The 13,489-nt window shown below is 59.9% G+C and carries 11 protein-coding genes; 7 read left to right on the top strand and 4 right to left on the bottom strand.

All coding sequences use genetic code 11. From position 1 onward, the window contains the following. Positions 1-5: 5 nt before the first annotated feature. Entirely contained in the window at positions 6-173 is a 168-nt protein-coding gene (locus tag OSC37_RS03155; RefSeq protein ID WP_267163153.1) for a hypothetical protein, read from the bottom strand. A 189-nt stretch (positions 174-362) separates the two neighbouring features. On the opposite strand from OSC37_RS03155, the gene OSC37_RS03150 reads away from it, so the two are divergent. From OSC37_RS03150 to OSC37_RS03135, 4 genes are all read left to right on the top strand, one after another. Continuing rightward, the gene (locus OSC37_RS03150) at positions 363-593 is read left to right on the top strand and encodes a hypothetical protein (protein ID WP_267163152.1); all 231 of its coding nucleotides are present in this window, start codon (positions 363-365) and stop codon (positions 591-593) included. A gap of 464 nt (positions 594-1,057) precedes the next feature. Next, positions 1,058-1,711, top strand: a complete 654-nt coding sequence (locus OSC37_RS03145; protein WP_267163151.1) for a hypothetical protein — start codon at positions 1,058-1,060, stop codon at positions 1,709-1,711. Further along, positions 1,708-2,253, top strand: a complete 546-nt coding sequence (locus OSC37_RS03140; RefSeq protein WP_267163150.1) for a hypothetical protein — start codon at positions 1,708-1,710, stop codon at positions 2,251-2,253. Before OSC37_RS03145 ends, OSC37_RS03140 begins: the two co-directional genes overlap by 4 nt. A 618-nt stretch (positions 2,254-2,871) precedes the next feature. Continuing rightward, positions 2,872-4,311 carry an MATE family efflux transporter gene (locus tag OSC37_RS03135; protein ID WP_267163149.1) on the top strand — a complete coding sequence of 480 codons (1,440 nt, stop codon included), beginning with the start codon at positions 2,872-2,874 and terminating at the stop codon, positions 4,309-4,311. 1 nt (position 4,312) lies between these two features. Here the strand turns inward: OSC37_RS03135 and OSC37_RS03130 are convergent, their stop codons facing one another. After that, positions 4,313-5,008, bottom strand: a complete 696-nt coding sequence (locus OSC37_RS03130) for an SDR family oxidoreductase (RefSeq protein ID WP_267163148.1) — start codon at positions 5,006-5,008, stop codon at positions 4,313-4,315. 81 nt (positions 5,009-5,089) lie between these two features. On the opposite strand from OSC37_RS03130, the gene OSC37_RS03125 reads away from it, so the two are divergent. The 3 genes from OSC37_RS03125 (at position 5,090) to OSC37_RS03115 (ending at position 9,840) form a co-directional block, all read left to right on the top strand. Beyond that, entirely contained in the window at positions 5,090-6,178 is a 1,089-nt protein-coding gene (locus OSC37_RS03125; protein WP_267163147.1) for a phosphotransferase family protein, read from the top strand. A gap of 66 nt (positions 6,179-6,244) precedes the next feature. Then, positions 6,245-8,035: an L-aspartate oxidase gene (locus OSC37_RS03120; protein WP_267163146.1), complete on the top strand. Its 1,791-nt coding sequence runs from the start codon at positions 6,245-6,247 to the stop codon at positions 8,033-8,035. Between the two features lie 119 nt (positions 8,036-8,154). After that, on the top strand, positions 8,155-9,840 hold the full coding sequence (locus tag OSC37_RS03115; RefSeq protein ID WP_267163145.1) for an NAD+ synthase: 1,686 nt from the start codon (positions 8,155-8,157) through the stop codon (positions 9,838-9,840). Between the two features lie 42 nt (positions 9,841-9,882). Here OSC37_RS03115 and OSC37_RS03110 read toward each other — a convergent pair whose 3' ends face one another. Together OSC37_RS03110 and OSC37_RS03105 are read right to left on the bottom strand one after the other, a co-directional pair. Then, positions 9,883-11,970, bottom strand: coding sequence for a cupredoxin domain-containing protein (locus tag OSC37_RS03110; RefSeq protein ID WP_267163144.1), 2,088 nt, complete (start codon positions 11,968-11,970; stop codon positions 9,883-9,885). A 124-nt stretch (positions 11,971-12,094) separates the two neighbouring features. Next, the gene (locus tag OSC37_RS03105; RefSeq protein ID WP_267163143.1) at positions 12,095-13,207 is read right to left on the bottom strand and encodes a hypothetical protein; all 1,113 of its coding nucleotides are present in this window, start codon (positions 13,205-13,207) and stop codon (positions 12,095-12,097) included. Positions 13,208-13,489 lie beyond the last annotated feature (282 nt).

The following is a 13,489-nucleotide window of genomic DNA, read 5'->3' as shown; positions in this document are numbered from 1 at the left end:
TCAGGCTACCTGTCGTCTGTGGGCGTGACCGTCTTTTCACACCGCGGACAGTAAAACGAGCCGTCGTCTTCCTGGGCGGCCGTCTGGTCGAGCGAATCGTCGTACTGCCCGGCTGGTCGGCCGCGCTCGTCGGTGCTTCCGTGAAGGTAGCCACACTCTGGACACGTGAGCATACGCCGTCTTGGTGCGCCGTCGTCTTGATTTCGTCGCCGACTCAACAGTGTCGGAGCCCTGGCAATTGCTCAGAGAGGCTGCTGTCGGCGTCACAGAAATCGAGGGGTGTCTGGCTGTGTTAATTAGCGTCCACCATGTCGTGAACATTTCACACAAAGTACTATGTACTGGAACACCCTAGTTATGGTATGGGTGAACAAACCAGCGAACCCAGCGAAACGGCAACCAGAGAAATCGAGCAAAGTGGCGTTGGTCCTGCGGTGGTGGCGGCTGTTGGCTCGGTTGCTCTGGCACTCTATTACTACTACGTCCGTGGCGACAAACAGCGCGGACAGTTCGTGGGGCTGTGGCCGACGACAATCCTCGCTCTGGCAATCTATCTGAAACTCGACGAACTGAAAGAGCAACTCGCTAACTGAACCCCGACATGTTCTGATCGTGATTATTGCGGTACTTTTCAGCCCTGTTCTAGTGAATCGCTTGCTTCATATTCTGATACGGGAGGGAAGCGAACCCGTGGCGGAAAAGACTCGCAATAATCACTATGAGTGGGTCATAGATACCGCGGCAATGGCCTGATAGTGATTGTTGCGAGTCGTTACCGCCGTCGGGAAACGAGGTGTGAGTCTCACGCCGTGAAACGCCGAGATTCGCGACGCGGTCACGAAAATAACCGCAACAATCACTATGAGTAGTCACTATCTTTGCCTGTCTACTTACTGAAGCGTGTCATAGAATCCTTTGTGCGGTCTGCCTATCCAATTCTTGTCAAGACCCTCGTGCAAGACAGAGGGCGCGAGTCTTGCAAAACGGCGAACCAAATCTTGGCCTGTCGAGACCAATATTTCAAGCCCTTGTACATGGATAGACAATAAACATAAACTTGCTTGAAAAATCACAAACTCATTATATAATATTCCTTCAATATAGTGTGGTATTCATAAAATATAATATGCCGCTATTTGTGCCTGCAAATGTGAAAAGAGAGAGACGCCGCTTCCTACAGGTCTGTGGATCCATCACTGGCAGTATCGTCCTTGCTGGGTGTTCCGGCGACGATGATGAAGAAGAGGATGAGACACCGGAACCGACGACGACACCAACGCCCGAGCAAGAAGAAGAGACGCCGACGCCGGAACCGACGACGACACCAACACCGGAACAGGAAGAAGAGACGCCGACGCCGGAGCCTGAGCCTGCGTTTGGTTTGGTTGATGTCCAGGCTGAGCGAGTAATCATGCCGGACCAGACGACGTACGAAGCTACGGCCTTTGTCGAAAACTCTGGCGATGCTGATGGGACAGCAGAAATCACAGTCGAATTCGGACCGGTCAGAACCACGGTTGAGGAGAGTATTGCAACAGGTGAATCACTCCCACTGACAGCTGAATTTGATGCCGAAGTAATCGATGCTGGTCGGTACAACCTCACACTCACGCTTGGCGAAGAAACTAGGTCTGTTGACGTTGACGTATTCGCAGCCATAGACGAACCTGCCTGTTCGGATCTGTCGTCTCGGAGGGTGATTCCTCATTGAGCGGCGCAGGAATTCAAGCGTTCGCGGTTAAAGATGGCGAGTTTGAGTACACCCGGACATCAGTTGATGACTCAGGCCACTTCGTGCTTGACCATCCTTACGAGCCTCGCTACACTATTGGTGGAGTACCATTGTATACCGAACCGGGTGAGTTCAACGGTGTTCCTCCTGTCTTCGACCTGGCTGGACGACAAGAAGTAACTTCGGAGGTCACTTTCCTCGGTCGGGTCGAAATACCTGAAGCCTACCGAACCGAAGTCCAACTCGTCGATACTGCTGGCGAACCACTGGAAGATTTCACGCCAATTAGTATCAGAACACCAGGCGGAAGTGGTGAGCGCAAATTCACGACAGATGGAGAGGGATACATGATTGCAGAAGATGGCTCAGAAACGGGAATCGCAGCCCCATCACAGGAACACGGGGAGTATGAAATTGAGGCTAGGCACGACGACGGCCGCGAAGTTTTTGGAACGATTTACGGGAGTTCCGAGGGAGAAGAGTTCACATTTGAGGTTGAAGACCCAGATCGGTTCAGATAATACAACCAGGTCTACTTCGGAGCCCGTTATCGAGTAGAGCGAAACTGCAATAACACTTTTCAAGTATATAAAATATATCAAGCAAATTTAAATAGAGACCGAATAATTGTTTTTATATTATCGATAACAAAACCAAATCCTTACTGATGTAATAGCTTGTAAATGATTAGGACGAGTCGACAGTGATCGACTGCTGAACTCACTCTCTATATCTTGCAGCACCTTCTGAAATTATATTCACCGCGACACTTCACCACCGGAGTTGCGCCGCAGTAACCCGGATGTGAATGTTTCTACGACTGGCTGTACCGTTGAAACCCGAGACGTACCCCGAAGAGCATTGCTTCCCAAGGCTTTTGACTGACTAGTCAGTAAGTCAGATAAGATTGCAATGGTAGGCGACCGACTCGGTGAGTGGTGCAGTGTTCGGTTTGCATACCGCCACGGCGCTTTCACCGGACAGCAGACTGTCGATACGTTCTCGCGGGGGTGTTGCCACCGGCGTCCACGGCGAGCTCGCGGCCCAGCGTGGCCGACGCCGTTGCCCGGCCGGTGCCAGCCCGGTACCAACAGGACAGGATTCGAAGCGAAAACAGCGTCCGCAAACGGTGGTGTCTGATGGCCAGCCTCCGAAACCGGATTCAGGCGCTGTTCAAGGGGCCAGACGAGTTCGACCTGACATCGGGCGAAATCGGGAAACCACTCTTTTTCCTCTCGATGCCGATTGTCATCACAAATCTCTTCCAGACCGCCTATAACCTTGCAGACACGTTCTGGCTCGGCCAGTACAACACGGATGCGCTAGCGGCTATCAGTTTCGCCTTCCCGATGGTCTTTTTGCTCATCTCGCTCGGGATGGGAATCTCTGTCGCCGGCAGCGTTCTCGTCGCTCAGTACACCGGTGCCGACGAGGATCGCGAGGCCGAGTACGCTGCGTCACAGACAATGACCTTCGCTGTGATCGTCTCAGTGCTGTTGGGGACGACTGGCTATTTCCTCGTCGAGACGTTCCTCGGTGTGATGGGTGCCTCCGAGGACGTGCTCCCGTTGGCGTCGGGGTACATGGAGGTCATCTCGCTTGGCCTCGTCTTCATGTTCGGATTTTTCGTCTTCGTCGCACTGATGCGAGGGTACGGCGACACGGTGACGCCGATGCTGGTGATGTTCGGCTCTGTCGTCCTGAATATCATCCTCGACCCGTTCGTCATCTTCGGCTGGGGTCCGTTCCCCGAACTCGGCATCCAGGGCGCGGCCATCGCCACCGTGTTCTCCCGTGGGCTCGCACTCTTTGTGGGTCTCGTCATCATGTTCCGAGGGGTGCGGGGCGTCCAGATTCACCTCCGGGATATGGTTCCGAATCTCGGATACCTGCGCCGTCTCGTCCGAATCGGTCTTCCTGCCTCTATCGAGGGGACCGGTCGGGCGCTGTCGATGAACCTTCTCCTGTTCATCGTCGCGCTGTTTGCCGACGAGGTTGTGGCCGCCTACGGGATTGGAACGCGCGTGTTCTCGGTCGTCTTCCTGCCCGCCATTGCTGTTGCTCGCGGCGTGGAGACGATGACTGGCCAGAATATCGGCGCGAACAAACCAGACCGAGCGGCAGCGGCAGCGGGACTCGCGGCGAAAGTCCTGTTTGGCGTGCTCACGGCCGCCGGCGTGGTCGTCTGGTTTGCCGCGGCACCGATTGCCGACGTGTTCACGACCGACCCCGAGGTCGTGGATATCACGACAACGTTCCTCCGGTATGTCGCGCTGACATTCGGCTTTATCGGCATCATGCGGGCCTACACCGGGAGCTTCCGTGGAGCCGGAAAGACACTCACAGCGGCAGCGATTTCTGTGTTGATGCTGGGTATCATCCGCTTCCCAATCGCATGGGTCGGCGCCGACATGATTGGAGAGACGGGTATCTGGATTTCGTTCGCTATCTCGAATGCCCTCGGCGCGATAATCGCGTACGGCTGGTATCAGCGTGGTACCTGGCGCGACGGTGACCTCACCCAGGAGAGCGTCGAGACGGAGGATATCGGCACCGAAGGCGTTCCGACCGACGACTGAACTACAGCTTATCGGTCGAATTGACGCCGATCTCGGTGAGCTCGACCCGTCGCGGGCGCGAGGCGGCGAAGGCGATTGTCTCGGCTACGTCCTCGGGGTCCATCGCACGCCCTTCCCAGTGTTCCCAGTCGTTCAACTCGGTGATGACGGGACCCGGCATTACGATAGTGACCCTGACATCCTCCTCTGACATCTCCTTGCGTAGCGACCGCATGAAGCCGTTGACGCCGAACTTCGATGCGGTGTAGGAACTCCCGCCCTCTTGTGGATACCGGGCGCTCAATGAGGAGACGGTAATCACGTCACCCAGCTCCGAGTCGAGAATATCCGGAAGCAGTGCGTGGGTCACGTTCATCACGCCTTCGAGGTTGACGCGGATACTGGGCCGCAGTTCGTTGAGGTCCGTCTCGGCGACGGGGCCACCGCGGGCGACGCCGGCGTTGTTGACAAGCAGGTCGACACCACCGAAGGTGGACCGAGCCTGTTCTGCCATCTCGGCCACCGCATCCTCGTCGGTCACGTCGGTCGGGACGACCAGCGTCTCGCCGTCTATACCCTCGGCAATCGAACGGAGTCGGTCTTCACGTCGTGCCACCAACACGACAGCACAGCCGTCGTCCGCGAGCATTCTCGCGGTGGCCTCTCCGATTCCTGACGATGCCCCCGTGACGACTGCTGTCCGCCCGGCAAGATTCATATCCGACTGTTGTTTATCGATTAATTAGTTCTTCCGAAGCGGAAAGACAGTCTTTTTGTCAGTTGTTACGTTCGAGGCGGTATGAACAGCAGGGAGTTCGACGACGCGGCCCTCCGCTCGGAACTGTCCGAAACGCTCGACCAGAACGTGGTCGACGTTACGGTACTTCACGACGGCCTCAATCTCTCGGTCAGTATCGACACGGCCGCCGAGGAAGACGCCTACGTCCTCCGGAAGCCGAACAGATTCCGCGATTCGGACGGCTTTCTCGACGTTCGTCAGGAGTATCGCGTCCTCGAACGGCTTCGAGGGACACCCGTTCCAGCGCCAGAGCCGGTGGCGCTCGGCGACGAGAACTCAGTGCTCGCCGACCCGTTTCTAATAACGACCCATGTCGATGGAGAGGCTGTCCCACTGGGCTCACTGCTGCCCGAGCGATTCCAGCACTCCGCCGCCCGTCAGCAGGTCGGGAACATCGTCGTCGACACGCTGGCCGACCTCCATACGGTCGATACCGAGCCCTTCGAGGGTGTGTGTGGGCGAAACTCGCTCCGGGACCAGGTCGAGGAGGTCATCGACCGGATGGAGACTGCGACCGAGGCGACTGGCCATGACCCACCTGCCGTCTGGGGGGTGGCCGAGTGGCTCCGTGATAACGTTCCGACAGAGTCAAAGACCGCAGTCTGTCACGGCGACTTTCGGCCGGGGAACATTCTGTTTGTGGGCGACGACCAACCGCACGTCGGCGGTGTTATCGACTGGGAGACGACGTGGCTCGGCGACCCGCGCACCGAACTCGGTTACCTGTTGCTCCGGTGGCGCGACGAGGGCGACCCGACACCGCCAGTCGAGGAGATTGCAGCCAGACACCCCGACAAGGATGTGGTCGACGAACTGACCGGCGACGATGCGCCAGCAGTCGCACCGTATACGACCAAACCAGGCAGCCCGACGCGCCAGGAGCTGGTCGAGCGATACGAGGCCGCAACCGGTATCGACTTCGAGCACGACCAGTTTTACCGGACGCTGGCCGCCTTCGACCTCGCGGCAATCTGGGAGGACATCTACCGGGACCAGCTCGAATCCGGCTCGGCCGGGGAGTGGGAGCCGAATATCGAGTACCTGTTGCTCGTCGCTGAAAGTATCGTACGGGGAGAGTACACACTGTAGCAACCTGCCGGCCCTTCGCGCACGCACACGCGCAACCCCTTTACGTACTCACTCCTAACCTCTAATATGGACAGTTCAGAGACGAGCGCGGCCGAAAAGAGACCGACGTACGACCGAGTCGACGTGTCCGTTTTGGTCGTCGGTGCCGGTGCTGCAGGTGCTCGGACGGCCATCGAACTCGCCGAACGCGGCGTCGACGACGTGCTCGTATTGGGGAAACGGAGCCACGGTGACGCCCACACGACGTGGGCACGCGGCGGCATCAACGGCGCACTCGGAACGCGCGACCCCGAAGACTCGTGGGAGATACACGCAGCCGACACGCTCAACGAGGGCCATTTTATCAACGATCCGGAGAAGGTCGAGACCGTCACCAAACAGATGCCCGCTCGTCTCCGCGAACTCGACGAGTGGGGGATGGACTTCTCCCGGACCGAGGACGGCGACATCGACCAGCGCTACTTCGGCGCGCAGTCGTTCCGACGCACGGCTTTTGCTGGCGACCACACCGGCGAGTCGATGCTCCGGACGCTCGTCGACAGAGCCCAGGACCTCGAAATCCCCTACCGGGAGAACGTGATGATTACGAAGCTCCTCTCTGATGGCGACCAGACGTACGGTGCCGTGGGGTTCGACATGGACAGCGGCGACCCGATACTGTTCAACACGGACACAGTCGTTCTTGCGGCCGGCGGATACGCGGCTCTCTACAACCGCCATACCTCGCGTGACGACGAGAACAACGGCGACGGCCCGGCGCTCGCCTACGACGCGGGGGCCGAGCTGATGGATATGGAGTTCGTTCAGTTCCACCCCACTGGGATGGCCGTCGACGAAAGCGACCCCGAGTGGGAACCCTGGAGCGGTCGCCTCGTCACCGAGGCCGTCCGTGGCGAAGGCGGTCGCCTCTACAACGCTGACGGCGAACGATTCATGGAGCGGTACTCGCCGGACCAGATGGAGCTCGACGCCAGAGATGTCGTCGCTCGGGCGATTGCCAAGGAGGTTGCTGAGGGACGGGGAACCGACAACGGGGGGGTCTACCTCGACCTCTCGCACAGAGACCGGTCGTTCATCCGCGAGCGGCTACCTCGGATGTACGAGCGTTTCCAGGACCTCGGCGTCGACATGGCGACAGAGGCAGTCGAGGTCGCACCAACATCACACTACGGGATGGGTGGCGTCGTCGTCGACGACTACGGCGAGACACGCGTCGACGGACTGTTTGCTATCGGCGAGACGATGGCCGGTGTCCACGGCGCGAACCGTCTCGGCGGCAACTCGCTCGCCGAGACCGTCGCCTACGGTGTCGTCGCCGGCGAACGCATCGCACCTCGTGTCGATGGCCCTGGCGACGTTCCCGAAACCGTCGTCGAGTCGGTCGCAGAGCCACACTTCACAGACCTGACCGCGATGGCAGACCACGACGGCGACCACGACGTTACCGAGGTCTTCGGTGAGATACAGAACCTCATGTGGGAACACGCGGGGATTCTCCGGGACGAGGAGTCACTTCAGACCGGTCTCGACCGGCTGGGTGACCTGCGTGAGCAGGCCAGCGACATGAACGTCGGCTCGATGACGAGTGAGTCCTTCGAGTTCGCCGTCGATGTCGGCTTCATGCTCCCCATCGCCGAAGCAGTGTTGCGTGGGGCGCTTCAGCGAACCGAGTCGCGCGGCGCACACTACCGGCGTGACCATACCAAAAAAGACACCGACTGGCAGCAGAACATCTACGTCGAACGAGCTGATGTCGGCGGGATGACCAGTCACACCGAACCCGTCGCCAGCCCGAGCCCAGCGGTGCAGGACGCACTGGACGAGGGTCACGAACTCGATTACCACCAGCTGGAGTAATCCGTCTCTATTTGCTTCTGCTAGTCGAGTGCTTATCTGACGAACGCCGAGAGCTCCGATACCCCGGCGAAAGTCGGCGAGCCCTTATCATCGTTTAGCTTCTATGTAGCGTAACTGGAATGGCCCGGAACCTCCGCGTTGCAATCGTACAGCACAATCCCACCGTCGGCGACGTGACCGGCAACGCCGACTGTCTCGCCGACGAATACGTCACAGCCTGCAACAGCGACCCGGACATTGTGGTCACACCGGAACTGTCGCTTGTCGGCTATCCGCCCCGAGACCTGCTTCATCGGCCAGGAATCATCGACGCACAGGAGGAGGCACTGGAGACGCTCGCCGACCGGACCACAGCAGGACCCCCACTCGTCGTCGGCACGACAGTCCGGACCAGAGAAGAAGCAGGCGCGCCACTGTACAACGCTGCCGCCGTGCTCCGTGACGGACGTCGAACAGCCACCTACCACAAGCGCCTCCTTCCGACATACGACGTGTTCGACGAACACAGATACTTCGACACCGGCAGCGAACCGACGGTCATCACTGTCGGCGATGTCGAGGTGGGGATTACAATCTGTGAGGACGCCTGGTACGACACAGTCGTCACGGGCAAGCGCCGGCACGACGCCGACCCAATCAAAGAGACGGCGACAGCGGGCGCAGACCTCATCGTGACGCCTTCAGCGAGTCCGTTCAGCATCAACAAACCGGCCGCCAGAGCCGAGCGCTTCGCTCGACACGCCGAGCGAACGGGGTGTCCGGTCGTTTTCGCAAACCAGGCTGGCGGCAACGATGAACTCATCTTCGACGGCAATTCGCTCGTCGCGACCGAAGACGGCGTCCTCGAACAACTGGATGGGTTCGGAGCCGATACCGCTATCGTAGATATCACACTCGACGAGCCTGCAGGGTCGAGCCAGCACCCCGACACCAGCCCGCCACGACAGGTACGCCAGGCGCTCCGTCTGGGCGTTCGGGACTACTTCGAGAAGACGGGCTTCGAGGAGGCGGTCATCGGACTTTCGGGCGGTATCGACTCGTCGGTGGCCGCCGCGCTGGCGACCGACGCCCTTGGAGCCGATGCCGTCTACGGCGTCTCGCTGCCGAGTCAGGTCACGAGCCAGCAGAGCATCACGGACGCTCGCAAGATCGCCGAGAACCTCGGTATCGAGTTCGATGTCGTCCCTGTCGGACCGGCTGTCAACGCCGTTTCCCGGCAGCTAGACGAGCACGCAGAGCCTCTTACCGGGGTTGCGGCCGAGAACATCCAGGCGCGGATTCGCGGTGACGTGCTGATGGGACTGGCAAACGAACGCGACGCGCTCGTACTCACCCCGGACAACAAAAGCGAAGCGGCTGTGGGCTACTGTACGCTGTACGGCGATGCTGTCGGCGCGCTCGCACCACTGGGAGACTGCTACAAGCGGGTGGTCTACGAACTCGCGGCGGCGTTCAACCACAGCTCGCCGCCGTCGGCGACAGCGTCACCGGTCATTCCAGAGGCAGTTGTCGAAAAGGAACCAACCGCCGAGCTCCGAGAGGACCAGACCGACGCCGACGAACTGCCACCCTACGACCACCTCGACCCCGTCCTCGAACGGTATATCGAGGACACCTCCAGTGATGAAACGCTCCGCGAAGAGCATCCTGATGGGGTCGTCGAGGCCGCTGTCGACCGTGTAACTCGCTCAGAGTTCAAGCGACGCCAGACGCCGCCGCCGCTACGGGTGACGACGAAGGCGCTCGGCCGTGGCTGGAACTATCCGATTGCTGCCGAGTACGAACACGTCACCCGTGGTGAGTAGGCGAAAACACCGTGACACGAGCACCGCCGACGTGCCGTTCGGTTAGTCCTCTTCTCTCTCGTCGTCGACACCGAACGTCCGGTACAGATACGTGGCAACTCCGCTCAGGCCGGCGATACCAGCCACGGGGCCAAAGCCAGGTCCGTCGCCGTCCGTGCTCTCTGTCTCCTCCATCCCGTCGTCTGTACTCTCTGTCTCGTCCATACCGCCGCCCATGCCGTCGTCCATGTCATCTGTGACGGTAACGGACGCGTCGGCGACAACAGCCCCGCCTTCGTCGTTGACGTACGGGCCGTCTGCGCCGCCTTCCTCCTCGACGAAGTCGTACATCTGATTGCCGTTAGTGTCGCGGTGTGGCATCGCAATCAGCGTGTCGTCCTCGGTCAACTCCTCGTTGAAGACGACTTCGAGGTCCTCGTAGCTCCCGGGTTCGAGGTATTCCGAGACGCCGACAACACTACCCAGCGCATCGCCGTCGAGGAGACTACTGTCGTGAATCGTCACGAAGCCGCCGTCCTCTAGCTCTGCGGAGTCGACGATTACTGCCATCCCATCAGTCTCCTGGTCCGAGAACGAGACTGTCGCGTCTCCAAGTACTGTGACCTCCGCCTGGGCGGTAACTGCGGCCCCATCCTGGAAGTATGGTCCATCAGCGCCGCCTTCCTCCTCAACGAAGTCGTACGTCTGATTGCCGTTGGTGTCGCGGTGTGGCATCGCAATCAGTGTGTCGTCCTCGGTCAACTCCTCGTTGAAGACGACTTCGAGGTCCTCGTAACTGCCGGGTTCGAGGTACTCCGAGACGCCGACAACACTACCCAGCGCATCGCCGTCGAGGAGGCTGCTGTCGTGGATGGTGACGAAGCCGCCGTCATCTAGCTCTGCCGAATCGACGACGACGGAGGTTCCGTCCGTCTCTTGGTCGGATATCGTGACTGTCGCGTCGCCCAGCACTGTCACATCGGCTGCGTTAGTGACTGCGCCACCGTCGAACGTGTACGGGCCGTCTGCGCCGCCCTCGCTCTCGACGAAGGTGTACTCCCCGTCGCCGTCGGTGTCGCGATGTGGCATCGCAATCAGCGTGTCGTCTCCCGTGAGGGTCTCATCCAGCGAGATATTGAGGTTCTCGTAGGTGCCACCGTCGAAATACGAAGAGACGCCGACAACACTGCCGAGCGGGTCGCCATCGAGAAGTGTACTGTCGTGAATAGTAACGAACCCGCCGTCGTCGAGACGAGCGAAGTCAACAATGACCGTTTCACCCCTCGTCATCTGGTCGCTCATCTGGACCGCAGCCGCCCCGTCGACTTGTACGTCGGCGTCATCGATGACGGCGTCGCCTTCGACGACGTACGGGCCGTCTGCGCCGCCCTCGCTCTCGACGAAGGTGTACTCCTCGTCGCCGTCGGTATCGCGGTGTGGCATGGCGACGAGCGTCTCACCCTCGACAAGCGGGGTATCGAGTTCGACCGTCACGTTCTCGTAGCTCCCTGAACCGAGATACTCGGAGACGCCGATGACACTGCCCACAGCGTCGCCGTCAAGTAAGTTGCTGTTGTGGATGGTGACGAAGCCGCCGTCGGTGAGTTCGACGGCGTCGACGACGACCGACGTGCCTGTCGACGACTGGTCCGAGAAGGTGACTGTCGCCGCTGGCCCTGCCTGTGTCGTCTCGATGGACCCAGTCATGGAGCCGTGGACCGTACAGACGTACGTCGCCATCTCGTCGGCGAGTTCGCTGGTCAGTGTGAACGAGACGCTTCCGCCGTCGTCGACCCAATCCGTCTCGGAATCGCCCTCGAAGGAGCCGTCGTCGCTCTGGCTCAGTAACGTCTCGCCGTCGCTCGCACGAAACGCGAGTGGGTGCGAACCTCCGCCGTTGTTGACGAAGGTGTACCGAACGCCCTCCTGAAGCGTGAGCTGTGGGTTCTCCTCGCCTGTCGGTCCAACATCGTCCGCTCCCTCGACGCCTGTCACTTCCCAGGCGCTTATCCCGACGTTGTCCAGTGTGACTGTTACAGTTTCTTCTTGCCCGGCAACAGTGGCACTCGCGAAACCACTGCCGATTGCGGCGACTCCAATTCCGGCTAACACTTGACGCCGACGGCGACTGTCAAGTCGTTTGTTCGACATACTATACTGTTGTCAGCCCACGACAACTAGACGATACCTACCATGTTAGGCACTTCAGGAAAATATCTCGACGGTGCTTTCGTATCTGTCCGAGTAGACGGAGCAGAAAAAATGAGCCGTGGCGTCAGTCTGCGGCCTCGGCTTGGCCGATCAAGCCCTCACCGAACAGCCCAGACCAGTCCGTCTCTGTCTCTCCAGTCGCTTCGAGTGCACTCACGAGGTCCTCCGGCCCGGCGCGGAATGCGAGCGTGACGCGGTCGTCCTCAGTATCCACGGTCATGCTGTCGAGCAGCCACTCGATGGGCTGTTCCTCTGGGTCGGGGTCCTCGTCAAGCGACGGCGGACTAATAAATGGCTCGGTGAAGCCGGCAAACGTCTCTGCCCCATCAGAGGAATTGAAGACGATGTCTGTCTCTGCGTTCAGCTGGTCGTCCTCGGTGTGGTAGCTCATCGTCACCGCCTGGGCGTCGGGAGCGAACAGCGAGCCGAACCCGCCCTCCTCGGCCGCGATGTCGCTCGCCATCTCGGACTGTTTGTCGGATAGCGTGGCTGCCACGCGGACATAGCCGTCGGTCGTCCCCTCGTAGAGGGTCCGCAGTTCTGCGTCGATTCCCGGTGCGTCTCCCTCGCGGGTATCGATGACATCTTTGACCGCGGCTTCGCTTCCGGCTGCGAACGTGCCGTCCCCGAAGTCGGCAACCAACGTCGATTCATCGAGCGTCTCCTCGTCGGTTTCGTAGACGGTGACGCCGTTGTAGCTGTCTTCCTCGAACTCGGTCTCGTCCTCGCCGACACTGCTGAGCGTCTCCCAGTCGAGGTCGGTCTTGAGGATGGCTCCCGCGTACTCCTGCTCGTCGTCTTCGCCCGACCCGGCGAAGGTCGTCATGCTGTGGACATCATCCAGCGAGAGGTCTGTCTCGTTTTCGAACTCGGTGATGACTTCTTCCCAGTCCTCCCAGTCGATATCGTCGTCAGCATCAGACACGGCGTCGCTCTCGAGTACTTCGCTCACGACCGACTCGGTAACTGAATCAGTCAGGACGGCTGTTTTGACGTGAGAGACGCCGTCTGCCTCGGCTGGCACACTGTCGAGCGGCGCGGAGTCGTCTGCACTGTCGTTTTCGACGAGGCCGGTACAGCCTGCGGAGAGCGCAAGCACCGCGAGCACCACAAATGCGATGTGCTGGCGCGACAGCCCGAACACGGTTTTGGGACCTGTGGGCAGCAGTCTGCTCATGTCGTGATTCTACGGTTTTGCAGTAAAATATCTTGTGCACGCTCTCGCTGGCGCTGTTGACTGAGAGTCCGGTCAGGGTCCGAGCGCTCCCCTTGTCATTGCCCCACGACCGCGACACCTTCCGGGCGGTCGGAACGTGGCGCGTCCGAGCGCTCCCCTTGTCATTGCCCCACCAGCGACAACCTCGATGTGGCGCTGTCCGCACCACAGGTAACGGCACCGGCCAGAAGATACACCCAGAACTGACGCTTGCGCCAGAGTCAAATCTCTCTTTGACCCGTA

Source organism: Halovenus salina (assembly GCF_026410925.1).
Taxonomy (GTDB): Archaea; Halobacteriota; Halobacteria; order Halobacteriales; family Haloarculaceae; genus Halovenus; species Halovenus salina.
The sequence above is the reverse complement of the archived record's forward strand: the minus strand, read 5'-3'. Positions and strand labels throughout refer to the sequence as shown.